We start from the raw sequence: 25,427 nt of genomic DNA, 5'->3' as shown, positions 1-25,427 counted from the left end.
TGAAACTCGCATCACTGAACCAAGGCCGCGATGGCGTGCTGATCGTCGTTTCCCGCGATCTGACCCGCGCCGTGCTCGCGCCGCAGATCGCCATCACCCTGCAGGCCGCGCTGGACGACTGGGCTGTCGCCCGGCCCAAGCTGGAGGCGGTCTATCAGCGTCTCAACGACGGCTTGGAAGAGGGCGCCTTCGCCTTCGATCAGGCCGCCTGTCACAGCCCGCTGCCGCGTGCCTACCATTGGGCCGATGGCAGCGCCTACGTCAATCATGTCGAACTGGTGCGCAAGGCGCGTGGCGCCGAGATGCCGGAATCCTTCTGGCACGACCCGCTGATGTACCAGGGTGGTGCCGATGCTTTCATCCCACCGCACAGCCCGATCCGCCTGGCCGACGAAGCCTGGGGCATCGACCTGGAAGCGGAGCTGGCGGTGATCACCGACGACGTGCCGATGGGCGCCACGCCGGCCGAAGCGGCCGGCCATATCCGCCTGCTGATGCTGGTCAACGACGTGTCGCTGCGCAACCTGATCCCCGGCGAGCTGGCCAAGGGCTTCGGTTTCTACCAGAGCAAGCCGTCGTCGAGCTTTTCTCCGGTGGCCATCACCCCGGACGAGCTGGGCGAAAGCTGGAAGGACGGCAAGGTGCATCGGCCGCTGGTCTCGCATATCAACGGCGCGCTGTTCGGCCAGCCGGATGCCGGCGTGGACATGACCTTCAACTTCCCGACCCTGGTCGCCCACGCCGCCAAGACCCGTCCGCTGGGCGCCGGTACCATCATCGGTTCGGGCACCGTGTCCAACTACGACCGCAGCGCCGGATCCAGCTGCCTGGCGGAAAAGCGCATGCTGGAAATCGTCGAATCGGGCGAGGCGAAGACGCCGTTTCTCAAATTCGGCGACCGGGTGCGCATCGAGATGTTCGACGCCGCCGGGCAGAGCATTTTCGGCGCCATCGACCAGGTGGTGGAACGCTATGAGCACTGATGCCAGTCTCATTGGTAGGAGCCGGCTTGCCGGCGATGCCTTGGCGCAGAGCGGATCGCCAGCAAGCTGGCTCCTACAGGACGCGTCGAGATGCTGAAACTCTACGGCTACTGGCGCTCCAGCGCCGCCTACCGCGTGCGTATCGCCCTGAACCTCAAGGGCCTGGCTTACCAGCAGGTGCCGGTGCACCTGGTCAAGGATGGCGGCCAGCAGCACGGCGCCGACTACCGCGCGCTGAACCCGCAGCAGTTGCTGCCGCTGCTGGTGGACGAGGAGAACGGCGGCGTGCGCATCGCCCAGTCGCTGGCGATCATCGAATACCTCGAAGAGATCTTCCCGGTGCCGGCGCTGCTGCCGGCCGACCCGGCCGAGCGTGCGCAGGTGCGGGCGCTGGCGCTGCATATCGCCTGCGATGTGCATCCGCTGAACAACCTGCGCGTGCTGCAGTACCTGTCCAGCGAACTGGGCGTCGCCGATGAGGCGAAAAGCACCTGGTACCGGCACTGGGTCGCACTCGGTCTGGCCGCCGTGGAGGAGGGCCTGGCCGCGTTCGACGGGCGCCTGTCGCTCGGCGAGCGGCCTGGATATCTGGAAGCCTGCCTGATTCCGCAGCTGTATAATGCGCGGCGTTTTAACTGTGACCTTGCCGCGTACCCACGCATTGTCGCCATGGCGGCGCGCTGTGAACCCCTGGAGGCCTTCCAACTGGCCACACCGGAGGTACAAGCCGACGCCCAGTGACATCCCCGGCTTCACCAAGCCTTGCATTCCGCTGCGCCACAAGCGTGGCGGGTCCGATTCCGTCACAGATAAAAACAAACAGGTGACGCATGACCCGTGAAAAACCGAAGAACCTCTGGCTCTCGCGCTGGGGTTTCCTCCTCGCTGCAACCGGCTCGGCCGTCGGGCTGGGCAATATCTGGAAATTCCCCTACATCACCGGCGAATACGGTGGTGGTGCCTTCGTGCTGATGTACCTGGCGTGCATCCTGGCCATCGGCATTCCGGTGATGATGACCGAGATCGCCATTGGCCGCCGTGGCCGTGGCAGCCCCATCGACGCCATTGGCCGCGTGGTGCGCGAGAACAATGGCAACCCGTTGTGGAAAGCGGTGGGCGGCATGGCCATGCTCGCCGGCTTCATGATCCTGTGTTTCTACGTGGTCGTCGCCGGCTGGGCCTTCGCTTACACCTGGAAGATGCTCGACGGATCGCTGGCTGCCACCAGCGTCGAGCAGCTCGGTGGTGTGTTCGAGGCGCATAACGCCAATCCCTGGCAATTGGGCGGCTGGAGCGTGCTGGTGGCGCTGCTGACCCTGTGGATCGTCGGCAAAGGCGTGCAGGCTGGAGTCGAAAAAGCCTTTCGCTGGATGATGCCGGGCCTGGCGGTAATGCTGCTGGTGTTGGTCGGCTATGCCTTTACCAGCGGTAGTTTCAAGGCCGGTTTCGATTTCCTGTTCCATTTCGATGCCTCGAAAATCACCGGCGAGGCGCTGCTGGCGGCGCTGGGGCATGCCTTCTTCACCCTGAGCCTGGCCTCCGGGGCGATTCTGACCTACGGCTCCTACATTCCCGACGGCCAGTCGATTACCCGCACCACCTTCATGGTGGTGGTCTGTGATACCTGCGTGGCGCTGCTGGCGGGGCTGGCGATCTTCCCGATCATCTTCGCCAACGGCATGAGCCCCAGCGCCGGGCCTGGGCTGATCTTCATGAGCCTGCCGCTGGCCTTCCAGCAGATGCCGTTCGGCACCGTGTTTGGCGTGCTGTTCTTTGCCATGGTGTCGGTCGCCGCGTTGACCTCGGCCATCTCGATGATCGAGGCACTGGTGGCCTACCTCAACGAGAAACATGGCGTTAGCCGGATCAAGGCTGCTGCCGGCTCCGGTGCTGTGCTGCTGGTGATCAGCCTGCTGGCGATGCTGTCGTTCAACCTGCTGGCGGGCTGGACGCCGCTGGGCAAGAACTTCTTCGACTGGCTGGACTACCTCACTTCGCGCTGGATGATGCCGCTGGGCGGTATCTTCATGGTGGTGCTCGCCGGCTACGCGCTGCGCGGCGAAATCATGCGTGACGAGCTGGGCCTGCCGCCGGCCGGCTACGCGCTCTGGTTGTTCATGGTGCGCTACGTCAGCCCGGTGCTGATCATGGTGGTGTTCCTGCATGCACTGGGCTGGCTGCTGTTCGACCCAATCGCGCAGTGGTACTGGATTGCCGGTGCCATCGGTCTGCTGGCTGTGGCCGGCGAATTGCTGCGGCCACGAGTGATGCCGGTACTGACTGGCCGCTGAGTCGTTGATCACAGACCGAGGCGCAGCTCCGTGAGGGGCTGCGCCTTTTTTGTCGGCGAAAAATCGCCAGTAAATCGGCGCCAATAAGCGGATAGTTGCCGAGCATGGCCAGATGCCTGCTTTTCAGGGGCTATGCTTAACAAAACCACTTGGCGAATTGCCAGTACTCAAGCTGGGCGCCTTTGCTGCCGATATATGGGGTTCGATTTGGCACAGCAGTTGCGTTGCCTTCCGACCAGGCCGCGTTCATGAGACGTGGCTTTATAAGAAGAACCTGGAGTTGTCCCCTATGTTTGAACCTGCCGCACGCCTATTCGCCAACCTTGCCGTCGGCAAGAAGTTATTCATCGGCTTCGGTCTGGTATTGCTGTTCACTGCAGCCATGACCGGCAGCGGCTTTCTCGCTGTACAGGCAGTGCTGCAAGGACATGCCCAGGTCGGCCAGCTGGCACAGGTCAACCAGGAGATTCTTCAGGCGCGTAGCCTGGAGCGCAGCTTCGCCATCGAGCAGACCCCGCAGAGTGCCGAGCTCGTGCGGGCCAGTTTGCTCAAGGTGCAGACACTGCTGGAAAAGCTCGCCCAGGACAGTTCTGGCGCCAGCTCGCGCAATCAGACCATGCAGCAGGCCGTGGCCGAGTACCTCAAGCAGTTCGACAACTATGTCGAGCAGCAGAACAAGGCGCGCGAAGCGCGGCAGGACATGCGCAGGGCCGCTGACGAGGCGCGCGACCAGTTCGAGGTGATCGAGCTGGACATGTACGACGCGGTACGTGAACTGCGTCTGCAGGGCGACCGCCTGCGCGGCAGTGATCCGCTGACCCTGGCGGAAGCCGCATCCGGTCTGAGCAAACGCATGCTCGATCTGCGTGACCATGAAAGCCTGTACATCATCGACGGTTCGGCTGAGGCGCTGGAGGAATGGGAATACGTCAGCGAAGACCTGCAAACCGTGGCTCGCAGCCTGATGGTATGGCTCAACGACGACCAGAAAGGCGCCATTGACACCGCGCTGCAGGCGCTGACCTTCTACCAGCGTTCCTTCCACTATTACCAGCAACTGCGCGAGCAGAATCTGGCCACTGAGAAGGCCATGATCGAACGTGCGCGCTCGGTGGTGAACCTGGCCGAAGCGGCCCAGGCGGCGGCCGAGCAGAGCATGCTCGACGACAGCCAGCGCTCGCTGGTGATGCTCGGCATCATGGGTGCGGCCGCAGTGGTGCTGGGCCTGTGCGCGGCGTTGCTGATCACCCGCTTGATCGTCGTACCGCTGCGCCAGACCGTGACATTCGCCCAACGCATCGCCGCAGGCGATCTCAGCCAGAACATCCCGCAGGATCGCCGCGACGAAGTGGGCCAGTTGCTGGCCGCCATGCAGGACATGACCCTCAGCCTGCGCACCCTGGTCGGACGCATTGGTGGGGGTGTCGGGCAGATCGCGGCGGCTGCCGAGCAATTGTCGGCGGTCACCGCGCAGACCAGCGCCGGGGTGCAGGCGCAGAAACTGGAAACCGAGCAGACCGCCACCGCCATGCACCAGATGGCTGCGACCGTGCAGGAAGTGGCACAGAACGCCGAGCAGGCCTCGCTAGCGGCGCGTGATGCGGATCTGGAAGCGCAGCAGGGTAATCGCGTGGTGCAGCAGGCGGTGGATCAGATCGACAGTCTGGCCAGCGAAGTGGAGCAGTCCGCCAAGGCCATCGCCGACCTGAATCAGGAAAGCGCGCGTATCGGCAGTGTGCTGGAAGTGATTCGCAACGTCGCCGAGCAGACCAACCTGCTGGCGCTCAACGCCGCTATCGAGGCGGCGCGTGCAGGTGAGCAGGGCCGTGGTTTTGCCGTGGTCGCCGATGAAGTACGCGCGCTGGCCAAGCGTGCCCAGGACAGCACCGAAGAGATCGAGAGCCTGATCGCCGGCCTGCAGCGCATGGCCAAGGGCGCCGTGCAGCAGATGGACAGCAGCCGCGACCTGACCCGGCGCACCGTCGAACTGGCGGGCGAGGCTGGAGACGCGCTGGGGCGCATCACCCAGGCGGTGAGTACCATCGAGCAGATGAACCAGCAGATCGCCGCCGCTGCCGAGGAGCAGAGCGCTGTGGCCGAGGCGATCAACGAGAGCGTCACCCGTGTGCGCGATATCGGCGAGCAGAGCGCTACCGCCACGGAACAGACTGCAGCCTCCAGTGCCGAGCTGGCGCGTTTGGGCGTCGAGCTGCAGGAGTTGGTGCGCCAGTTCCGCACCTGATTCGGACGAACCGGGACATCGGGCGCGGGCGGGCGTAGGGCGGACTCAGGAGCGTCAGCGAACAGTCCGCCGTCTTCGGCGCGGCAAAAGTCCTAACGGCGTACTGCTTCGCGAGTACGCCCTACAAAGCTCGCTCCCACATGTTCAGGTTCGGGCCGGACTGAAGCGCTGGCCCGAGATCGCAGGATGATAGAGCGGCTGGACCTTGTTGCCCGCTGGCTCCAGCAGATGAAAGCTGCGCGCGCCGTCGCCATGGTCGAAGGGCCGATCCAGCAGCGTCACCCCTTGTGCCTTGAGGTACTGGTACCAGGCGTCCAGTTCCTCGACGCTGTCGACGATGAAGCCGTAATGATCCACCAGCGCCACACCGTGGCTCTCGGCATAAGCGCGGCCGAGCGACAGGTTGTCGTTGCCGCAGGTCAGGTAGACCAGGTCCTCGTTGGCGCGGTGCAGCAACTGCATGCCCAGCACGTCCACGTAGAAACGCTCGCACGCTTCCAGGTTGGGTACCAGCAGGACCAGATGGCGCAGGCCATTGAGGCGCGATGGGCGCTCAATTTTTTTACACTCAAATATGTATACAATTATTATTAAAATATAAAACATAATGGGGATTGCCGTGTGCGGGCTATTGCTCAAGACCCAACTCAAGCCCGGCAGTTTCGCGGCGTTCATGGATGCCGTGCACGTCAACGCCGCCGCTTCGCTACGCGATGAACCGGGCTGCCTGACCTTCGACGTGATGCGTGATCGCAGTGATCCCGACCAGGTGTGGCTGAACGAGGTGTACGTCGACGAGGCGGCTTTCGAGGCGCATACGCGAACCGCGCATGCCGGCTGCTGGTGGAACCACTGATCGAGCGTCAGGAGACTATCGAAGCCGATATGCTGGCGCTCAATCCATCGCGCTGAAGTGAGGCTGCCCGTTGCACCACTGGCCGCTGCGAAGGCTTGGCTCGGTCAGGCCGTGCTCTGTGCTATCTGCATATCCAGCACCCGGATAAGCCCTGGCTCGGGGTAGTGCCAGTGCACGTCCAGATCCCAGAAGCGCGCACCATAGCGGCGCTCCGGCTGCGGCTGCTGGTAGGCCGGGCGCGGATCCTGCGCCAGGCACTGCTCGATCAGCTCCACCAGCGGCTCGTTCAGGCGTTGCGCGTGCTGGTGCGCCAGGCGTAGGGCGTCATTCTGCCAATCCACCGCGATCAGGGGTGGTGGCGCGTCGGCCATGTCGTTGCGGGCATCGGCCACGGCGTCGGCGTAGGGCACGTAGGGCTTGATATCCAGCACCGGCGTGCCATCGAGCAGGTCGATGCCGGACAGGTGCAGGCGGCCTGGTTCCACTCGTTCCAGGCGTACCACGGACTGGCCGATGCCGTTGGGGCGATGGGTGGCGCGGGTGCTGAACACGCCTACCGCCTGGTTACCGCCCAGGCGTGGTGGGCGCACTTTCAGGCGCGGCTTGTCTTCCAGCGCCTGGTGAAAGAGAAACAGCAACCAGACATGGCTGACCTGTTCCAGGCCCTGCACGGCTTCGCCCTGATCGAAGGGCGGCAGCAGTTCCAGCACGCCGCGCGCGGCGGGCGCCAGGTGCGGCTGGCGAGGAATGGCGAACTTTTCCTTGAAGCAGGAGCGAACGATACCGACCGGAGAAACCAGATGCTGCATGGCGTCCTGCTTAGCGTCTGTTGACGGGGGCGTCGTGTGCCACGCGGCAGCCGGCATCGCGGAATGGGCCGGTGAAACGAATCCAGCCTTCACCAGGGCTGACCTGAGCGCAGGTCAGGTGGCCATCGATCTTGCTCTGCCAGAGAAAGAATGGTGCCGGCGCGGCGAGGCCGGGCAGGCTCAGGGCGAGCAGTGCGGTGAGGAGTAGGGTACGCATGATGGTGGTCTCCAGAGCGTGACGGACACAGCCTAACACGACCTCAGAAGCGTTCCTTATCGCCCAGATAGCGCCATTGCCCGACCGGCAACTTGGTCATGGGCACGCCGCCGATGCGGATGCGCTTCATGCCCAGAACCTTCAGGCCCAGCGCCGTACATATCTGCCGCAGCAGGTCAGGGGCCGGATTCTTCAGCGCGAAGCGCAGGCGCTGTTCGCTCTGCCAGCTGGCCTTGCACGGCGGGAACTGCGTGCCCTTGTGCAGCCAGCCTTTCTTCAGGCGTTCCAGTGCGCTGGCGGGCACTTCGCCGGCTACTTCGACCAGGTATTCCTGCTCCAGTTTGGCGGCATCCTCGCGCAGCTTGCGTTGCGTGCGCCAGTCCTGACTGAGCACTATCAGGCCACTGGCACCGGTCTGCAGCGGCAGGCTCTGCTCCTGGCGCAGGAAGTGGCCATGCAGGACGCGCTGGGTGTGCGGGTCTTGTTCCCAGTGGCGTTCATGTACCAGCAGGTGCTGCAACTGTGCGGCGTTGCAGCCAGTCGAGCCATGCACCAGCAGGGTGACGGGCTCCACGGGATTAAGGCTGGCATCGGGGTGCAACTCGACGCGCTGATCCTCGACCTTGAATTGCGGCGCTTCGACCACCTGGCCGTCCACCGTCACCCAGCCCCCTGCGATGTAAAGATCGGCTTCACGGCGCGAGCAACCGAACAGCTCGATGACGCGTTTGGACAGACGGGTGGCTTCGCTCATGACTGGGCTCGACAAAAAGAAGGTCATTGTACCGGCAAGAAGCTGTGGTGCCGGGAAAGAAAAAGCCCCGCATGCTGCGGGGCTTTTCAGGAGATAGGTCGGTCAGACCAGCTCGCCCCACATGTCGTACTCGTCGGCGTCGACGATGCGCACGCGTACCTTGTCGCCCGGCTTGACGTCGGGGGAGTCGATGAACACGCTGCCATCGATCTCCGGGGCGTCGGCCCAGGAGCGGGCCACGGCGCCTTCGCCGTCCACTTCGTCGATCAGTACGTCCATCTCCAGGCCGATCTTGGCCTGCAGACGTGCAGAACTGATGGCCTGCTGGTGCGCCATGAAGCGCTCCCAGCGCTCCTGCTTGACGTCGTCAGGCACTACTTCCAGGCCCAGGTCATTGGCCGGTGCGCCTTCTACAGGCGAGTACTGGAAGCAGCCGACGCGGTCGAGCTGCGCTTCGGTCAGCCAGTCCAGCAGGTACTGGAAGTCTTCCTCGGTCTCGCCGGGGAAACCGACGATGAAGGTGGAGCGAATGGTCAGCTCCGGGCAGATCTCGCGCCACTTCTTGATACGCGCCAGGGTCTTGTCTTCGAAGGCCGGGCGCTTCATCGACTTGAGCACTTTCGGGCTGGCGTGCTGGAAAGGGATGTCCAGGTACGGCAACAGCTTGCCGGCGGCCATCAGCGGGATCACGTCGTCGACGTTGGGGTAGGGGTAGACGTAGTGCAGGCGCACCCACACGCCCATCGACGATAGCGCTTCGCACAGCTCGAGCATGCGCGTCTTCACCGGCTGGCCGTTCCAGAAGTCCAGCTTGTACTTCATGTCGACGCCGTAGGCGCTGGTGTCCTGACTGATTACCAGCAGCTCCTTGACGCCGGCCTTGACCAGGCGCTCGGCTTCGCTGAGCACGTCGCCCACCGGACGGCTGACCAGCTTGCCGCGCATGGACGGGATGATGCAGAAGCTGCAGGTATGGTTGCAGCCTTCGGAAATCTTCAGGTAGGCGTAGTGACGCGGGGTCAGCTTGATGCCTTGTGGCGGCACCAGGTCGATCAGCGGATTGTGCTCGGTTTTCGGCGGGATGACTTCGTGTACGGCATTGACCACCTGCTCGTACTGCTGTGGACCGGTCACCGCCAGCACGCTGGGGTGCACGTTGCGGATGCTGTCTTCGGCCACGCCCATGCAGCCGGTGACGATCACCTTGCCGTTCTCCGCCAGCGCCTCACCGATGGCGTCCAGCGACTCGGCCTTGGCACTGTCGATGAAGCCACAGGTATTGACCACCACCACGTCGGCATCCTGGTAGGTCGGTACGATCTCGTAACCTTCCATACGCAGTTGGGTCAGGATGCGTTCGGAGTCGACGGTTGCTTTCGGGCAGCCAAGGCTGACGAATCCGACTTTCGGGGTGGCGGTGGACATGCGGGCTAACCTCTAACGGGCGCCTGAGTGGCGCCTCTGATCAAAAAGTGCGCAATTCTAGCGGCGCTTCGTGCGCTTGACCAGAGGCGCCTTCACCTCAATTACGCCCCGGCAACATGCGCGTCAGGGTGTTATCGCGCGCCACGTAATGGTGGTACAGGCCGGCAATGGCGTGCAGGCCGATCAGCCAATAACCGGCGGTGCCGGCCAGCTCGTGCAGTTCCTTGATCTGTCCGGCCAGTTCCTTGTCCGGGCCGATCATCGCGGGCAGCTCCAGGCCGAAGAAGGGGATGGGCTTGCCAGCGGCGCTGAGGATCAGCCAGCCGGCCAGCGGCGCGCCAATCATCAGTGCATAGAGTGCCAGGTGCATCAGTTTGGCAGGCAGGGCTTGCCAGGTCGGCAGCGGCGGCTCTATGGCTGGGGTAGGGCTGAGTGCGCGGGCCAGCAGGCGCAGCCAGACCAGTGCGAAGACGCTCAGGCCGAGCATGAAGTGCCATTGCTTGAGCAGTTCGCGGGTATCGCTACCCTTGGGGAAATTGCCCTTGAGTTCGATACAGGCGTAAACCGCCGCGATCAGGATCAGCATCAGCCAGTGCAGGCCGATGGAGAGGCTTCCATAGCGGGGTGGGGTGTTCTTCCAATTCATACAAGCTTTCCTCGGTCGATGTCCTGCATCTGCGGCAGGTACGTCAAGCATAGGAGCGCTTGGCTTAAGGAGAACTGAGGAAGATCAACGCTCGGAAACGATAAAGGCCACTCGATTGAGTGGCCTTTATCTGAAGGTGGTTGCGGGAGCAGGATTTGAACCTACGACCTTCGGGTTATGAGCCCGACGAGCTACCAGACTGCTCCATCCCGCGTCGGCCATTCTACGCTTACTTAATATGTTGTCAATCGATTTGTTTCTTTTGATCGAAAAAATTAATTTTCCGTCAAAGCAAAAAGGCCACTCGATTGAGTGGCCTTTTCGTGAAGCTGGTTGCGGGAGCAGGATTTGAACCTACGACCTTCGGGTTATGAGCCCGACGAGCTACCAGACTGCTCCATCCCGCGTCTGTGGGTCGGCATTCTACAGCCAGAAGCTGGGCTGTCAACCGCTATTTTCAAGAAAAGTGTTTTCAACTCAGGTGCTTAGCGTCAAACAACTGTTAGACTTCCTGGCTCCAGGCCAGGCTGGACGAGGCTTCCGAGGGTGTTGTGCGCAAGATAATCCATGTTTGATAAGGTCATCCTGTTCATGATGACAAAGCGCCTGCAACGAGTCCTCAAGCTCTGGCTGGATCAGATCTATGACCTGAATGTAGCGGTGATCAATGGTGACACCCAGGCTGTGGCGACTCGCGCCGAGGATATGACGCGCAAGAAGCTAATTGCCGAGTTTGAAGCGAAAAGTGGCTTCAACATCCTGATCATGTCGCCAGTAGCCGCTGGTGTCGGTTTGACGGTGATTGGGGCCAACCATGTGGTGCATTTAGAGCGTCATTGGAACCCGGCTAAAGAAGCGCAAGCGTCTGATCGGGTTTACCGGATCGGCCAAACCAAGCCCGTGTTCATCCATCTGCCTGCCGTCATCCACCCCCAGTTTGATTCATTCGATGTGCACCTTGACCGCTTATTGCGCGGAAAGCTGATGCTTAAAGACGCGGTAGTGACACCAGAGGCGGTTAGTGAAAGTGAGATGATGCAATCGATGGGGCTTTGATTGGGACACAGGCTCTGATGCTTAATCGAACAATTCACCCCTGCCGAGCCATATCGATCTCTATGTAGCCATCTGCGAGAGAGATGACACGATCACACTGATCAGACAGGCGCAAGTCGTGGGTGACCAGCAGCACAGCGCAGCCGAACTCGCGGTTGAACTGACGGAACAACTGAAAGACCTCTGCGGCCGATTTGCTGTCGAGGTTGCCGGTTGGCTCGTCGACCAGCAACAAGGCAGGACGGGTTATCAGTGCTCGGGCGACCGCAACTCGCTGCTGCTGCCCGCCGGAGAGCTGATCTGGCTTGCGTTTTTCCATGCCTTGCAGGCCCACACGCGACAACAGATCGATGGCCCGCCGACGCTGTTCCGTTATAGGTTTTCCAGTAGTCAGCATGAGCGGCATCAACACGTTTTCCAGCACCGTGGGCGGCAAGACGATCCGCAGCATCGGATTGGCACGCGCGCAGTTTGGTTTGACGATCAAATCAGCGGTGTACAACCTGAACGGCGCGAGGTGCGTGTAGAGATGCGAATCTGGAGAGCTGGTGGTCGTGAGGGTATAATTAAGAGAACCGAACATAGTCGGCACCTATATTGGGGTCGGTTGATAGTCGGTTACCTGCTATTTCGCAGTGAACGAAAAAGCGGGTATCAGAGCGGGTATCAAATCCGCAAACCCTAATGAAACCATTGAATAATCAACCGCTTACCCGCCAAAGAAAGATCATCCACGTCGACTGCGACTGCTTCTACGCCGCCATCGAGATGCGTGACGACCCGAGCCTGGCCAATCGCCCGCTGGCAGTCGGCGGTTCGGCGGACCGACGTGGGGTGATCGCTACCTGCAATTATGAGGCGCGCGCCTATGGCGTGCGTTCGGCGATGGCGTCGCGGCATGCGCTGAAGCTGTGCCCGGATCTGTTGATCGTCAAACCGCGCTTCGAGGTGTACCGCTCGGTCTCGCGTGACATTCACGGCATCTTTCGTCAGTTCACCGACCTGATCGAGCCGCTGTCGTTGGACGAGGCCTATCTGGATGTCAGCGACTCGGCGCATTTTGCCGGCAGCGCCACGCGCATCGCCCAGGAAATTCGCCGTCGTGTGGTGCAGGAGCTGCACATCACCGTGTCGGCTGGCGTCGCGCCGAACAAGTTCCTGGCCAAGATCGCCAGCGACTGGCGCAAACCCAACGGGTTGTTCGTGATTACCCCGGATCAGGTCGACGATTTCGTGGCGCAGTTGCCGGTGAACAAGCTGCATGGCGTCGGCAAGGTCACGGCGGACAAGCTGGCGCGCTTAGGCATTCGCACCTGTCTGGATCTGCGCGACTGGAACAAGCTGGCGCTGGTGCGCGAATTCGGCAGTTTCGGTGAGCGCTTGTGGCGCCTGGCGCATGGTATCGATGAGCGCGCAGTGAAGGTGGACAGCCGTCGCCAGTCGTTGAGCGTGGAGCACACCTACGATCAGGATCTGCCGGATCTGCAGAGCTGCCTGGAGAAACTGCCGGCACTGCTCGAGGAGATGAACGGCCGCCTGCAGCGTCTGGACGCCAGCTATCGACCGGACAAGCCTTTCGTCAAAGTGAAGTTTCATGATTTCACCCAGACCACCCTGGAGCAGGCGGGCGCCAGTCGCGACCTGGACAGTTACCGGCTATTGCTGAGCAACGCTTTCGCCCGTGGTGACAAGCCGGTGCGCCTGCTCGGGGTGGGCGTCAGGCTGCATGATCTGCGCGGGCGACAGGAGCAATTGGAGCTGTTTGCGTAGCCCATATACGGATGAAATCCGGGGTGTTCTTGAGCCTGAACCCGGATTGCATCCGTGCTACGCATGCAAGTACCTGCAAAGCGGCTGTTTGTAGGAGCCCCGCCTCGGGGCGAAGCCTTGCGATCCGATAGCGCCGGTGTTCGCGGCGGGGCGCCGCTCCTACAGGACAGTGTGCGTCCTGCAGGGCGAGCGTCGTGTCATTCTGCCCAGAGGCGAATTGGCTTGCCGCTGGCCGGCCACAGTTGCAGCTGGCCGATGGCGTTGAAGTCCCAGCGCTGCACTTCCTCCAACGCCGCGAGGAAGCGTTGTTCCTGCTCCATGAGGGCGGGGGCGCACAGCTTGCGGGTGCTGCCGGCTGGGTCGAAGCTGAGCGCCTGACCCTTGAGCGTATAGCCGGCGAACCAGTGGTTGCAGCCGGCATTGCCATGGGCGCGGCCGTCGGCAGCGAAGGTAATGGTCAGGTGGCTGCGGTCGATCAACGGCCGTTCACCGATCCATTCCACGCGGTAGCTGCGTTCGGTTTCCAGCTGCGGTGCGTCGCTGGCACAGCCGACCAAGGTGGCGGTGAGCAGGGCGAGGGGCAGGGCGCGGTACATGGTGTCAGGCCTCCTGGCAGGTACGGCATAGGTGTCGGCCAGCGTCGTTGCGCCAGCCAAGCTCGGCGATACGAGCTTCAGCGGCTGGTGCTTGCGCGGCTTTGCCGAGCGCGGCATCGACGGCGAATTCGAAATCCAGCTGTTTGCCGCAGCTGTCGCAGTTCACCTGCCAGTTATGGATGGCCAGCTCCTTGAACTGCGGGCCCTTGCACACGGCCAGCCATTGGCCGGGCGGGTTGATCAGGTGGCGAACCTTCTCCACTTCCAGGCGCATGTGCAGGTCGCGACTGCCCTTGAGGGTGACCAGCAGCACGTCATTGGCCTGGATCGAACCGCCGTTGCCGGTGACCTGGTAGCGGCCCGGCGCCAGTGCGCGGCATTCGGTGAGGGTGTGTTGCGGGTTGAGCAGGGAATAACGGAAATCGTGTTCGGCCATGGGTCCTCCGGATCAGCCGGCATGCTATCACGCACCGGCCTTGACCTCATTGCTTGGCTGCCCGGTGAGCCAGGCCGCGATGTTGTCCAGTGTCGTGCGGGCGATGGCATCGAGTGCTTCGTGGGTGAGAAAAGCCTGGTGCGCGGTGACGATGACGTTGGGAAAGCTCAGCAGGCGGGCCAGAGTATCGTCCTGCAGCGGCAGGTCGGAATGATCCTTGAAGAACAGTTCCGACTCTTCTTCGTAGACGTCCAGGCCCAGGTAGCCGAGCTGGCTGCTTTTCAGCGCCTTGATCAGTGCCGGCGCGTCGACCAGCGCGCCGCGGCCGGTGTTGAGGTGTCGTTGGCGGCCAGGAACGACACACGGTCGTAGCCCTTGCTGCTGAACAGGCAGATACGCATGGCAGTTCCTCAGGCGCTTTGTGCCGCCGCTTCGGTCAGGCGCGCGATTGCGGCGTCCAGTTCGTCCAGGGCGCGCTGGGCCTCGGGGTCGTCCTGTTTGAGCAAGGTCTCGCTGCGCTGGCAGGCCAGGCGCAGTTGCGGTACGCCACAGTAGCGCGTGGCGCCGTGCAGGCGATGCACTCGCTCGATCAGGGCGGTGCGTTCGCCGGCATCGCGTGCCTGGCGTATGGCCTGGCGGTCGCCGGGCAGACCGGCCAGCAGCATGCTCAGCATGTCCGCCGCCAGATCGGCTTTGCCTGCGGCCAGGCGCAGGCCTTCTTCGGCGTCGAGTACCTTGGGTTGCGACTGCGGCGCAGCAGCCGGTGCAATCCTCTGATTGGGCTGGTTGCGCAGATTCAGCCCCGTCCACTTGAGCACCACCTGGGCCAGTTGGCGTTCGTTGATTGGCTTGGTCAGGTAGTCGTCCATGCCGCTCTGCAGCAGGGCGCGCTTCTCGTTGGCCAGCGCGTGGGCAGTAAGGGCGATGATTGGCGTGGCGCTGCGACCCTGTTCGCTTTCCCACTGGCGAATCGCTTCGGTGGCTTCGCGGCCATCCATGCCGGGCATCTGCACGTCCATGAACACCAGGTCGAAGCTGCCGTGCTGTACCGCTTCTATAGCCGCGTAGCCGCTGTCCACGGCGGTGACCTGGGCGCCGAGATCATCCAGCAGGGTCTGTACCAGCAGCAGGTTGGCCGGGTTGTCGTCGACGCAGAGAATCTGTGGCCGGTGTGTGTCGCCGATGGCGACTGGCTCGGTGCTCGTGCGTGGCGGATTGACCAGCTCGACCAGTGCCTTGTGCAGTTTGCGCGTGCAGGCGGGCTTGGCTTGCAGTTGCGTGTAAGCGTCGGGCAGACGTTCGTGAAACAGCCCCAGTTCGGTGGTCGGGCACAGCACCAGGGCCTTGCAGCCGAGCCGGTCGAGCTCCTCGATACGCTGGCCGAGGCTGTCGGGTGGTAGTTGGCTGGCGGTGATGCCAAGCACAGCCAGGCTCAGCGGTCGTTCCTGATTCTGCTGCTGGTTAACCGCATCGAAGAGTTGGGCGGGATCGGCGAAGCTTTCCACCTCCAGGCCGCAGTCTTCGAGTTGGTGGGCCAGCGCCTTGCGCGCCAGCTCGTGGCTTTCCAGCACAGCCACGCGGCGGCCCTGTAGAGAGGCACGTGGCAGGTCTTCGGTGTCGTCGCGGGCCTTGGGCAGGGTCAGGGTGATCCAGAACTCAGAGCCTTCGCCCGGGGTGCTGTCGACGCCGATCTCGCCGCCCATCTGCTCGATCAGGCGTTTGGAAATTACCAGGCCGAGGCCGGTGCCACCGGCCTGGCGGCTGAGCGAGTTATCAGCCTGGCTGAAGGCCTGAAATAGCGCGCGCAGGTCTTCAGCCGACAGGCCGATGCCGGTGTCCATCACGCTGATACGCAGTTGCGCGCTGTCGGCTCTTTCGTCCTCGACCATGGCGCGCATGACGATGGTGCCTTCGTGGGTGAACTTGATCGCATTGCTGACCAGGTTGGTCAGTACCTGCTTCAGGCGCAGCGGGTCACCGCGCAGAGCCAACGGGGTGTCGCGGTAGACCAGGCTGACCAGCTCCAGCCGCTTTTCATGGGCCGCGGGAGCGAGGATGGTCAGGGTGTCCTGCAGCAGGTCGCGCAGGTTGAACGGAATGCTCTCCAGTACCAGTTTGCCGGCCTCGATCTTGGAGAAGTCGAGTACCTCGTTGATGATGCCGAGCAGGTTGTCGGCAGAGTTTTCGATGGTGGCCAGGTAGTCGCGCTGACGTGGGCTTAGCTCGCTTTTCTGCAGCAGGTTGGTGAAGCCGAGAATACCGTTGAGCGGGGTGCGAATTTCGTGACTCATGTTGGCCAGGAATTCGGACTTGATACGGCTGGCTTCCAGCGCCTCCTTGCGTGCGAAGTCCAGCTCGATGTTCTGGATTTCGATGGTTTCCAGGTTCTGCCGCACGTCCTCGGTGGCCAGCTCGATGCTGTGCTGCAGTTCTTCCTGCGCGTTCTGCAGGGCCTCGGCCATGCGGTTGATGCCGGCGGCCAGCTCATCCATCTCATGGCTGCCCAGCGGCGGCAGGCGGGTTTGCAGGTGGCCGTCCTTGAGCTGGGCAACCCCCGCTTTGATTTCGTGCAAGGGGGCAATGATGCTGCGGCTCATGCGCAGGGCGAGCATGGCTGTCAGGGCCAGACCGCCGATGATCAGCAGCAGGCTGGCGAACAGGCTGCGGTAGCCGCTGAGCAAGGTGCCCTGATGCGAAAGCTCCAGCTCGACCCAGCCGAGCAACTGGAAGTTGGCTTCATCGGCCTGATCGTCGCTCAGCGCCAGATGTTGGTCATAGATCGGTAGCAGAAAGCGCGTGGCGTCCTGGCCGCTGATGCGGTTGAGGGTCGGTTGGCTGGCCGGTGACAGGTTGAGCATGCTCGGGCCGGCATAGGCCAGCGGCGTGCGTTCGGGCGTGAGCAAGGCCACCGCACGTACATCCGGGTGCTCCAGCGCCTGTCGGGCTATGCGCTCGAGTTTGCTCACATCCTGTTGGTGCAGGGCCGGAGCGCTCAGGGGTGCCAGGTGTTCGACCAGCATCTCGCCGCGTTGCAGCAGTTGCGTCTGCAGGCCCGAGAGCTGTACCCAGGTGAAATAGCCGCCCAGCACCAGCGCCAGCAAGCTGGTGGGCAGCAAAGTGAGCAGCAGTACGCGGCCTCTGATGCTGAGATCCTTGAACACGACCTTCCTCCTTAATTACATGCCGGCAGTGTAGCGATTCGGCGCGCTGGAATCTTTAGGTGAGCGATTGTCGTTTAATAGGTAGAATTGTTCTCATTATGCCTTCTGGTTCCTGGCCATGCTGACCTCCACGCGCACCCCGGCTCGCATTCTTGCCGTCGAAGACGATCCACTGCTTGCCTGCCATCTGCAATCGCACCTGATGGGCTGTGGGTTCGATGTAACCCTCAGGCATGACGGCAGCGAAGGCCTGCAACTGGCTGAACGTGAGGATTTCGATCTGATTCTGATGGATATCCTGCTGCCGGGAATCAGTGGTCTGGAGGCTCTGCAGCGGCTGCGCCGGCAACGCAGCGTGCCGGTCTTGCTGATGTCGGCTCTGGGGGACGAGCAGAACCGCATCGCCGGTTTCAGTCAGGGTGCCGATGACTACCTGCCCAAGCCCTTCAGCCTTGGTGAGTTGAGCGTACGGGTGCAAGCCATTCTGCGCCGTGTCGCCTATGAGCGTCGTGAGCCTCAGCCAGGTTTGGAGGGCAATGGCCTGCAGTTCGACGAAGGGCGCAGCGATGTCGCCTTTCGTGGCCACTGGGTCGGCCTGACGCCCAGCGAATACCGGGTGCTGGAGCTGCTCTGGCGGCACCAGGACGAGGCACTGAGCAAGCCTTTCCTTTATCAGCAGGCGCTGCGCCGTGCTTACGCTCAGCATGACCGCAGCCTGGATATGCATGTCAGCCACATCCGCCGCAAACTGCTGGCTGTCGGTTACGAGGCTGCGCGCGTCGATACCGTGTGGGGCAAGGGCTACGTTCTGGTCAGGGCCGGCGCATGAGTCTGCCGGGCAGGCACTCGCTGCTCTGGCGCCTGGCTGGTGCGCTGGCCCTGTTCTGTCTGTTGCTGGTCAGCCTGCATGTGGATGTGGGGCGTGAACTGATCGAGGCGACCTCCTATCTGCCCGAACCCACCCGGCAGACGCTCAAGGGCTATGCCCGTGAGGCGGAGACGGCCTGGCAAGAGGAAGGTGCATCCGGGGTCGATGCCTTTCTCCGGCAATTGCAGGAGCGCGAGCAAATCTGGGCCGTGGTGGTCGATGCGCACAAGCGGTCGCTGTCTTCCCGACCGCTGAGCGCCGAACAGGCGCAGCGTTTGGATTTCGTGCGCAAGCTGGATTTTTCCGTTGGACGCCCCGGCGCTACGCCGACCTTTTATATCCCCTTCAATGCTGGCGAGGCGCGCTTGGTGATGGAGCTGCCGCAGCGCCTGAACCCGCGCCGCTACAACGTGCTGTGGGAGGCGTTGCTGCAGCGTGTGCTGCCGGCCGTGCTGGCTGTGCTCGTGGCGCTGTTGCTGTATCGCCTGTTGATTGCTCCACTGGCGATTCTCCGGCGTCAGGCTGCGGCCCTCAGTGCAGGCGATCTGTCCGCCAGGCTCGGCGCGCAGGTCACCGGGCGCAAGGATGAGCTGGGTGAGCTGGCGCGAACCTTCGATCATATGGCTGAGCGCCTGGACGGCACCGTAGCCTTTCAGCGCCAACTGCTGCGTGATCTGTCCCATGAGCTGCGCACGCCGCTGGCCCGTCTGCGCGTGGCCGGGGAGAGCGAACAGGACGGCGAGGCGCTGCGTCAGCGTCTGGCGCGCGAGGTCGCGGGCATGGAAAAACTGGTTGGCGATGCCCTGGAACTGGTCTGGCTGGATACCGAACGCCCCAGCCTGCCGCTGGAGGAGGTCGACGTCGGTCGGCTCTGGGATGTCATCAGGGAGAATGCCGGCTTCGAGACCGGCTGGGCCATCGAACGCATGCCCTGCGAGCTGCCCCACGACTGCCGTGTGCTGGGCAATCTCAACGGTCTGGCTCAAGCGCTGGAGAATATCCTGCGCAATGCCATCCGCCACTCGCCGGCGGACGGCGTGGTGCACCTGAGCGGCCGGCGCGAAGGCGGGCAGTGGGTGTTGTGGATCGAAGACCAGGGGCCCGGCGTTGCCGAGAGTGAGCTGGAAAACATCTTCCGGCCTTTTACCCGGCTCAGTGACGCGCGCCCCGGGGGTGACGGCTTCGGCCTCGGGCTGGCCATCGCGCGCAGCATGATTGCCACGCAAGGCGGTCATCTGTGGGCGGAGAACGCCCGGCCAGGGCTAAGGCTCAAGCTGCGACTGCCCTGTGCGTAGCCCATTGCATGGCTCCAAGGTCGCATGACCCCGGGGAGCGGTTGCTGGATCACGTCCTGCAACCGATCATGGCGTGATGAAGCGACGGGTTCGGCGTATCATGATGCCCCTTCGCGTCAGTCTGGATTCGAGCGACCCATGACCCTGCAATTTCCCACCATTGCCGACTGCATCGGCAATACCCCCCTGGTACGTCTGCAACGCCTTGGCGGCGACACCAGCAACACCCTGCTGGTCAAGCTGGAAGGTAACAACCCGGCCGGTTCGGTCAAGGACCGTCCAGCCCTGTCGATGATCAACCGCGCCGAGCTGCGTGGCGATATCCAGCCTGGCGATACCCTGATCGAAGCCACCAGTGGCAACACCGGCATTGCCCTGGCGATGGCGGCGGCGATCAAGGGCTACAAGATGATCCTGATCATGCCGGACAACTCCACCGCCGAACGCAAGTGGGCGATGACCGCCTACGGCGCCGAGTTGATCCTGGTGAGCAAGGAGGAAGGCATGGAAGGCGCCCGTGACCTGGCCGAGCGCCTGCAGGCCGAAGGGCGCGGCAAGGTGCTGGATCAGTTCGCCAACGGTGACAACCCCGAGGCGCACTACAACGGCACCGGCCCGGAAATCTGGCGCCAGACCGGCGGAACCATCACCCACTTCATCAGCTCCATGGGCACCACCGGCACCATCATGGGCACCTCGCGCTATCTCAAGGAGCAGAACCCGGCGATCCAGATCGTCGGTCTGCAACCGCAGGAAGGCTCGGCCATTCCCGGCATTCGCCGCTGGCCGCAGGAATACCTGCCGAAGATCTATCAGGCCGAACGGGTCGATCAGGTGATGGACATGGGCCAGGCCGAGGCCGAGCACGTCATGCGGCGCCTGGCGCGGGAAGAGGGCATCTTCTGCGGCGTTTCGTCCGGCGGTTCGGTGGCCGGCATGCTGCGCCTGTCGCAACAGGTGGAGAACGCGGTGCTGGTGGCGATCATCTGCGACCGTGGCGACCGTTACCTGTCCACCGGCGTTTACGAAGAACCGGCGCACTGATGGCCAGACGCAGCTCCAACCTGCGCTTTCAGCCCAGCGGCGGCAGTCGTGCGGCGCAGGTTCCGGTCGGCAAGAAGCAGAAGCTCGCCATCGAACGCCTGGCGGGTGACGGTCGCGGCATTGCCTTCGAAGGCGGGCGCACCTGGTTCGTCAGTGGCGCCCTGGCCGGCGAGCAGGTCGAGGCGCGGGTACTCAGTGCCCGCAGCCAGACCGTCGAGGCGCGTGCTGAACGCATCATCGCCGCCAGCAGCGAGCGCCGCGCGGCGCCCTGCATTCATGCTGACCGCTGCGGCGGCTGCAACCTGCAGCATATGCCCCATGCCGATCAGTTGGCCCTGAAACAGCGCACGCTGGCCGAGCACTTGTCACGCCTGGGCGGCGTGCAGCCAGATGAGTGGGCTGCGCCGCTGGTTGGCCCCGAACTCGGTTACCGGCGCCGCGCACGCGTTGCCGTGCGCTGGGATGCCAAGGCGCGGCAGCTGCAGGTCGGTTTCCGTGCCGAGGCCAGCCAGGACATCGTGGCCATTGACCAATGTCCGGTACTGGTACAGCCCTTGCAGCCCATTTTCAGCGCCTTGCCGGCCTTGCTGCGCAGTCTGGAAAAGCCACAGGCAGTCGGGCACGTGGAACTGTTCAGCGGTACTGCCGAAGCATTGTTGCTGCGCCATACGACAGCGCTCGCCGAGGCGGATCTGAGCCGCCTGCGCGCGTTCTGCAGCGAGCATGATGCGCAGCTGTGGCTGCAGGGCGAAGGGCTGCCACTACCTGATGAGCCGAGTGCTGAGCTCGGCTTTGAGTTGCAACGCTGGCACTTGCAACTGGACTATCGGCCGGGTGATTTCGTCCAGGTCAATGGTCTGGTCAACGCAGCCATGGTCGCTCAGGCGCTAGACTGGTTGGGCGTGCAGCCTGGCGAGCGGGTACTGGATCTGTTCTGCGGTCTGGGCAATTTCGCCCTGCCGCTGGCGCGTCAGGCTGCCGAAGTGGTGGCTGTGGAAGGCGTCGCCGCGATGGTGCAGCGGGCCGCTGACAACGCGCGCCACAATGGCTTGGACAATGTGCACTTTTATCGCGCCGACCTGTCCAAGCCGCTGGTCAACGAGACCTGGGCGCGTGGGGGGTTTGCCGCTGTGCTGCTCGATCCGCCGCGTGACGGCGCGCTGGAGGCGGTACGTGGGATGAGCGAGCTGGGCGCGCGGCGCCTGGTCTATGTATCCTGCAACCCGACCACGCTGGCACGTGATGCGGCCGAGTTGCTGCGGCAGGGCTATCGCCTGCGCCGTGCCGGGATTCTCGACATGTTTGCGCAAACCGCGCATGTCGAGGCGATGGCTCTATTCGAGAAATCCGAGCCCTAGCCTCGGTCTAACAGGTCGTTGAAAAACGTAGGCGAGGCGGGCAAGACAAGGCAAAAGCGGCCGAGAAAGCGCAGTTTAGGTGTTCTAAATGAGCATTTTGAGGCCGTTTTTAACGCAGTATTGCCAACGCAGGTAGTTTTTCAACGACCTGTCAAAGCGGTACGTTCGGTACCGCAGGGATGCGCAGGACGCGCACCCTTTCAGTTAATCCGACCGGCTCAGAGAAGGCCGGCGACTGCTCGGTGCCGCTCAGGCGCACCGTAGGGAAGGTAAGACGATGGTTCAGGTGAGAGCGCATCAGCCGGTCAACGACGACGGCAGCATCAATCTCGTGGCCTGGTTGGATCATGTCACTCGTGTCGATCCGGCGCTGGATCGCCAGGCATTGCAAGAGGCCTGCGAGTTTGCCCGTGACGCCGAGCAACAGGCCAACACAACCGAGCATCACTGGAGCGAGGGCGCCTCGACATTCCGCGCCGGTCTCGACATTGCCGAGATTCTCGCCGATCTCAAACTCGATCAGGATTCGCTGGTTGCCGCGGTCATCTATCGCGGCGTACGTGAGGGCAAGATCACCCTGGCCGCCGTGCAGCAGCGCTTCGGTGCGGTGGTGGCCAAGCTGATCGAAGGTGTGCTGCGCATGGCGGCGATCAGCGCCAGTATCAACCCGCGTGAATCGGTGGTGGTCGGCTCGCAGACGCAGGTGGAGAACCTGCGCAAGATGCTTGTGGCCATGGTCGACGACGTGCGCGTGGCGCTGATCAAGCTGGCCGAGCGTACCTGCGCCATCCGTGCGGTCAAGGAGGCCGACGAAGACAAGCGTCAGCGTGTGGCGCGCGAAGTATTCGACATCTATGCACCACTGGCTCACCGCCTGGGCATCGGCCATATCAAGTGGGAGCTGGAAGACCTGTCCTTCCGCTACCTGGAGCCGGATCAATACAAGCAGATCGCCAAGCTGCTGCACGAGCGTCGCCTCGACCGCGAGCAGTACATCAACGACGCCATGGCGAATCTGCGCCAGGAGCTGGAAGCCACCGGTATCAAGGCCGATATCAGCGGCCGGGCGAAACACATCTATTCGATCTGGCGCAAGATGCAGCGCAAGGGCCTGCAGTTCAGCCAGATCTACGACGTGCGCGCATTACGGGTGCTGGTGCCGGAGGTGCGCGACTGCTACACCACCCTGGGTATCGTGCACACCCTGTGGCGGCACATTCCCAAGGAGTTCGACGACTACATCGCCAACCCCAAGGAGAACGGCTACCGCTCGCTGCACACCGCCGTGCTCGGCCCGGAAGGCAAAGTGCTGGAGGTGCAGATACGCACCCACGCCATGCACGAAGAGGCCGAGCTGGGGGTTTGTGCACACTGGCGCTATAAGGGCACCGACGTCAAATCCGGCTCCAACCACTACGAAGAGAAGATCTCCTGGCTGCGTCAGGTCATCGAGTGGCACGAGGAGTTGGGCGATATCGGCGGCCTGGCCGAGCAACTGCGTGTGGATATCGAGCCGGATCGGGTCTACGTGTTCACCCCCGACGGCCACGCCATCGACCTGCCCAAGGGCGCCACACCGCTGGATTTCGCCTACCGCGTGCACACCGAGATCGGCCACAACTGCCGCGGCGCCAAGATCAACGGGCGCATCGTGCCGCTGACCTACAGCCTGCAGACCGGTGAGCAGGTGGAAATCATCACCAGCAAGCAGGGCACTCCCAGTCGCGACTGGCTCAACCCCAACCTGGGCTATGTCACCACCAGCCGCGCGCGGGCGAAGATCGTCCACTGGTTCAAGTTACAGGATCGCGATCAGAACGTCGCCGCTGGCAAGCAGTTGCTTGAGCGCGAGCTGGCGCGCCTGGCCCTGGTCGGTGCGGACTTCGACAAGCTGGCCGAGAAGGCCAACCTGAAAACTGCTGATGACCTGTTCGCCGCCCTGGGGGCCGGCGATGTGCGCCTGGCTCATGCGGTCAACCTGGCGCAGCAGCTGCTTGAGCCTGAGCGCGGCAACGAGCAGCTGGAACTGATCCCGCGCAAGGCGCAGGGGTTCAAGCCGGGCAAGCGCGGCGACATTCAGATCCAGGGCGTCGGCAACCTGCTGACACAGATGGCCGGCTGTTGCCAGCCGCTGCCGGGCGATCCGATCGTCGGTTACATCACCCTCGGCCGCGGCGTCACCATCCACCGTCAGGACTGCCCGACGGCATTGCAGCAGACGGCGCGTGAGCCGGAGCGGATGATCCAGGTGAGCTGGGGGCCGGTGCCGGTGCAGACCTACCCGGTGGAGATCGTCATCAAGGCCTACGACCGTTCCGGTCTACTGCGTGACGTCACCCAGGTACTGCTCAACGAAAAACTCAACGTGCTGGCGGTCAACACCCACTCGAACAAGGAGGACAACACCGCCTCCATGTCGATCACCGTGGAGATCCCGGGGCTCGATGCGCTCGGGCGTCTGCTGGCGCGTATCGGCCAGTTGCCCAACATCATCGAGGCGCGTCGCCAGCGGGCCAATTAAGCGGCACGCTTCAGGTGACAAGCAGCAAGTCAGAGGCGCCGCTGCGCCCTTTCTTGTGGCTTGCCGCTTGTAGCGTGCAGCCCAGGAGTTTTTATGTACAAACTCGACGATCTGCTGCACCTGATGGCGCGTCTGCGTGACCCGCAACACGGCTGCCCGTGGGATCTCAAGCAAAGCTACGCAAGCATCGTGCCCTACACCCTGGAGGAGGCTTACGAGGTCGCCGACGCCATCGAGCGTGGTGACTTCGAGCATCTTCCGGGTGAGCTGGGCGACCTGCTGTTCCAGGTGGTCTATTACAGCCAGCTGGCGCAGGAGGAGGGGCGTTTCGACTTCGCCCGGGTGGTCGATGGCATCACCAGCAAGCTGATTCGTCGCCACCCGCACGTGTTTCCCGACGGCGATCTGTACGGTGTGCCGGATGCGGCGAAGCTGGAGGAGGCTGCGGTCAAGCAACGCTGGGAAGAACTCAAGGCGCAGGAGCGCGCGGAGAAGGCTGCTGCCCCCGAGCAGCTTTCTTTGCTTGATGACGTGCCGGCTGCGCTGCCTGCACTCTCACGTGCGGCCAAGCTGCAGAAGCGTGCGGCCCAGGTCGGTTTCGACTGGCCCGATGCGTTGCCGGTGGTGGACAAGGTGCGCGAAGAGCTGGATGAAGTGCTCGAAGCCATGAGTGAGAACGATGCCGAGGCGGTGGCCGAAGAGATCGGCGACCTGCTGTTTGTCGTCAGCAACCTGGCACGGCACCTGAAGGTTGATCCTGAAAGCGCGTTGCGTGCTGCCAATGGCAAGTTCGAGCGGCGTTTTCGCTTCATTGAGCAAAGCGTGCGTGAGGCCGGTCGTCGCCTGGACAGTTGCTCGTTGGAGGAGCTGGACGCGCTCTGGGGCGAGGCGAAGAAGCAGGAAAAACAGGCTCCTGGCTAATGCCGATCAGATAAGGTTGCCAAGGCGGCCTTTCGTAGGAGTCCCGCCCCGGGGCGAAGCTTTTCAATTGCGCATCGCCCTGGTTCGCGGCGGGGCGCCGCTCCTACGCATTGGCAGCGTCGACGCTTGACTGACGGGTATAACGCAGCCTGGCTGCTGAATTGCTTTTCCCGGGTTG

General features: G+C 63.1%; 21 protein-coding genes, 2 tRNA genes and 3 pseudogenes. 13 read left to right on the top strand and 13 right to left on the bottom strand.

Annotated features, from left to right (window positions below; all coding sequences use genetic code 11):
• The 4 genes from N5J71_RS08905 to N5J71_RS08890 all read left to right on the top strand — a co-directional run.
• Window positions 1-983 (top strand): fumarylacetoacetate hydrolase family protein (locus tag N5J71_RS08905; protein WP_279916719.1); only part of this gene is annotated, 983 nt, incomplete at its 5' end.
• A 90-nt stretch (window positions 984-1,073) separates the two neighbouring features.
• Complete coding sequence (maiA, locus tag N5J71_RS08900; RefSeq protein ID WP_279916718.1) at window positions 1,074-1,724, top strand: maleylacetoacetate isomerase; 651 nt, start codon at window positions 1,074-1,076, stop codon at window positions 1,722-1,724.
• Window positions 1,725-1,813: 89 nt separating this feature from the next.
• Window positions 1,814-3,274 (top strand): sodium-dependent transporter, encoded by a 1,461-nt coding sequence (locus N5J71_RS08895; protein WP_003461797.1) that lies wholly within the window; start codon window positions 1,814-1,816, stop codon window positions 3,272-3,274.
• Between the two features lie 289 nt (window positions 3,275-3,563).
• Window positions 3,564-5,516 (top strand): methyl-accepting chemotaxis protein, encoded by a 1,953-nt coding sequence (locus tag N5J71_RS08890; protein ID WP_206408961.1) that lies wholly within the window; start codon window positions 3,564-3,566, stop codon window positions 5,514-5,516.
• 144 nt (window positions 5,517-5,660) lie between these two features.
• Here the strand turns inward: N5J71_RS08890 and N5J71_RS08885 are convergent, their stop codons facing one another.
• Window positions 5,661-6,122, bottom strand: coding sequence for a VOC family protein (locus tag N5J71_RS08885; RefSeq protein ID WP_279916722.1), 462 nt, complete (start codon window positions 6,120-6,122; stop codon window positions 5,661-5,663).
• A gap of 1 nt (window position 6,123) precedes the next feature.
• On the opposite strand from N5J71_RS08885, the pseudogene N5J71_RS08880 reads away from it, so the two are divergent.
• Window positions 6,124-6,428, top strand: a pseudogene (locus N5J71_RS08880) (putative quinol monooxygenase).
• A gap of 48 nt (window positions 6,429-6,476) precedes the next feature.
• Here the strand turns inward: N5J71_RS08880 and tsaA are convergent.
• The 7 genes from tsaA to N5J71_RS08845 form a co-directional block, all read right to left on the bottom strand.
• Window positions 6,477-7,181, bottom strand: a complete 705-nt coding sequence (gene tsaA, locus N5J71_RS08875; RefSeq protein WP_039964795.1) for a tRNA (N6-threonylcarbamoyladenosine(37)-N6)-methyltransferase TrmO — start codon at window positions 7,179-7,181, stop codon at window positions 6,477-6,479.
• Window positions 7,182-7,191: 10 nt separating this feature from the next.
• Window positions 7,192-7,398, bottom strand: a complete 207-nt coding sequence (locus tag N5J71_RS08870; protein WP_021490093.1) for a hypothetical protein — start codon at window positions 7,396-7,398, stop codon at window positions 7,192-7,194.
• 43 nt (window positions 7,399-7,441) lie between these two features.
• On the bottom strand, window positions 7,442-8,152 hold the full coding sequence (locus N5J71_RS08865; protein WP_279916716.1) for an rRNA pseudouridine synthase: 711 nt from the start codon (window positions 8,150-8,152) through the stop codon (window positions 7,442-7,444).
• 102 nt (window positions 8,153-8,254) lie between these two features.
• A complete protein-coding gene (gene rimO, locus N5J71_RS08860; RefSeq protein WP_279916715.1) occupies window positions 8,255-9,577 on the bottom strand; it encodes a 30S ribosomal protein S12 methylthiotransferase RimO in 1,323 nt (440 codons plus the stop codon).
• Between the two features lie 97 nt (window positions 9,578-9,674).
• Window positions 9,675-10,223, bottom strand: a complete 549-nt coding sequence (locus tag N5J71_RS08855; protein WP_279916714.1) for a cytochrome b — start codon at window positions 10,221-10,223, stop codon at window positions 9,675-9,677.
• A gap of 137 nt (window positions 10,224-10,360) precedes the next feature.
• Window positions 10,361-10,437 (bottom strand) — tRNA-Met (locus N5J71_RS08850).
• Window positions 10,438-10,553: 116 nt separating this feature from the next.
• A tRNA-Met gene (locus N5J71_RS08845) sits at window positions 10,554-10,630 on the bottom strand.
• Between the two features lie 166 nt (window positions 10,631-10,796).
• On the opposite strand from N5J71_RS08845, the pseudogene N5J71_RS08840 reads away from it, so the two are divergent.
• Window positions 10,797-11,279: pseudogene (locus N5J71_RS08840) on the top strand (helicase-related protein); the annotation flags it as partial.
• Window positions 11,280-11,313: 34 nt separating this feature from the next.
• Here the strand turns inward: N5J71_RS08840 and N5J71_RS08835 are convergent.
• The gene (locus N5J71_RS08835) at window positions 11,314-11,862 is read right to left on the bottom strand and encodes an ABC transporter ATP-binding protein (RefSeq protein WP_241197971.1); all 549 of its coding nucleotides are present in this window, start codon (window positions 11,860-11,862) and stop codon (window positions 11,314-11,316) included.
• Between the two features lie 101 nt (window positions 11,863-11,963).
• On the opposite strand from N5J71_RS08835, the gene dinB reads away from it, so the two are divergent.
• Window positions 11,964-13,049 carry a DNA polymerase IV gene (dinB, locus tag N5J71_RS08830; protein WP_074860608.1) on the top strand — a complete coding sequence of 362 codons (1,086 nt, stop codon included), beginning with the start codon at window positions 11,964-11,966 and terminating at the stop codon, window positions 13,047-13,049.
• A gap of 197 nt (window positions 13,050-13,246) precedes the next feature.
• Here dinB and N5J71_RS08825 read toward each other — a convergent pair whose 3' ends face one another.
• The 4 genes and pseudogenes from N5J71_RS08825 to N5J71_RS08810 form a co-directional block, all read right to left on the bottom strand.
• Entirely contained in the window at window positions 13,247-13,645 is a 399-nt protein-coding gene (locus N5J71_RS08825) for an META domain-containing protein (protein ID WP_003461768.1), read from the bottom strand.
• Between the two features lie 4 nt (window positions 13,646-13,649).
• Entirely contained in the window at window positions 13,650-14,081 is a 432-nt protein-coding gene (locus tag N5J71_RS08820; protein ID WP_003461765.1) for a hypothetical protein, read from the bottom strand.
• A gap of 27 nt (window positions 14,082-14,108) precedes the next feature.
• Window positions 14,109-14,417 (bottom strand): annotated as a pseudogene (locus tag N5J71_RS08815) (NAD(P)-dependent oxidoreductase); the annotation flags it as partial.
• A 74-nt stretch (window positions 14,418-14,491) separates the two neighbouring features.
• On the bottom strand, window positions 14,492-17,242 hold the full coding sequence (locus tag N5J71_RS08810; protein ID WP_108233461.1) for a response regulator: 2,751 nt from the start codon (window positions 17,240-17,242) through the stop codon (window positions 14,492-14,494).
• A gap of 118 nt (window positions 17,243-17,360) precedes the next feature.
• Here N5J71_RS08810 and N5J71_RS08805 point away from each other — a divergent pair, with 118 nt between their 5' ends.
• The 6 genes from N5J71_RS08805 (at window position 17,361) to mazG (ending at window position 25,249) form a co-directional block, all read left to right on the top strand.
• Window positions 17,361-18,071, top strand: a complete 711-nt coding sequence (locus N5J71_RS08805; RefSeq protein WP_279916711.1) for a response regulator transcription factor — start codon at window positions 17,361-17,363, stop codon at window positions 18,069-18,071.
• Window positions 18,068-19,405 carry a sensor histidine kinase gene (locus N5J71_RS08800; RefSeq protein WP_279916709.1) on the top strand — a complete coding sequence of 446 codons (1,338 nt, stop codon included), beginning with the start codon at window positions 18,068-18,070 and terminating at the stop codon, window positions 19,403-19,405. Before N5J71_RS08805 ends, N5J71_RS08800 begins: the two co-directional genes overlap by 4 nt.
• A gap of 138 nt (window positions 19,406-19,543) precedes the next feature.
• Window positions 19,544-20,449 carry a cysteine synthase CysM gene (cysM, locus tag N5J71_RS08795; RefSeq protein WP_279916707.1) on the top strand — a complete coding sequence of 302 codons (906 nt, stop codon included), beginning with the start codon at window positions 19,544-19,546 and terminating at the stop codon, window positions 20,447-20,449.
• Window positions 20,449-21,807, top strand: coding sequence for a 23S rRNA (uracil(1939)-C(5))-methyltransferase RlmD (rlmD, locus tag N5J71_RS08790; RefSeq protein ID WP_279916706.1), 1,359 nt, complete (start codon window positions 20,449-20,451; stop codon window positions 21,805-21,807). The genes cysM and rlmD overlap by 1 nt, the downstream gene beginning before the upstream one ends.
• A 277-nt stretch (window positions 21,808-22,084) precedes the next feature.
• On the top strand, window positions 22,085-24,328 hold the full coding sequence (relA, locus tag N5J71_RS08785; protein ID WP_003461747.1) for a GTP diphosphokinase: 2,244 nt from the start codon (window positions 22,085-22,087) through the stop codon (window positions 24,326-24,328).
• Between the two features lie 93 nt (window positions 24,329-24,421).
• Window positions 24,422-25,249 carry a nucleoside triphosphate pyrophosphohydrolase gene (gene mazG, locus N5J71_RS08780; RefSeq protein WP_279916704.1) on the top strand — a complete coding sequence of 276 codons (828 nt, stop codon included), beginning with the start codon at window positions 24,422-24,424 and terminating at the stop codon, window positions 25,247-25,249.
• The last annotated feature ends 178 nt before the right edge of the window (window positions 25,250-25,427 follow it).

The sequence above is a fragment of the Ectopseudomonas oleovorans genome (genome assembly GCF_029845265.1).
GTDB classification, from domain to species: domain Bacteria; phylum Pseudomonadota; class Gammaproteobacteria; order Pseudomonadales; family Pseudomonadaceae; genus Aquipseudomonas; species Aquipseudomonas oleovorans.
Note: the sequence above shows the minus strand (reverse complement) of the source record. Positions and strands in the feature narration are given on the sequence as shown.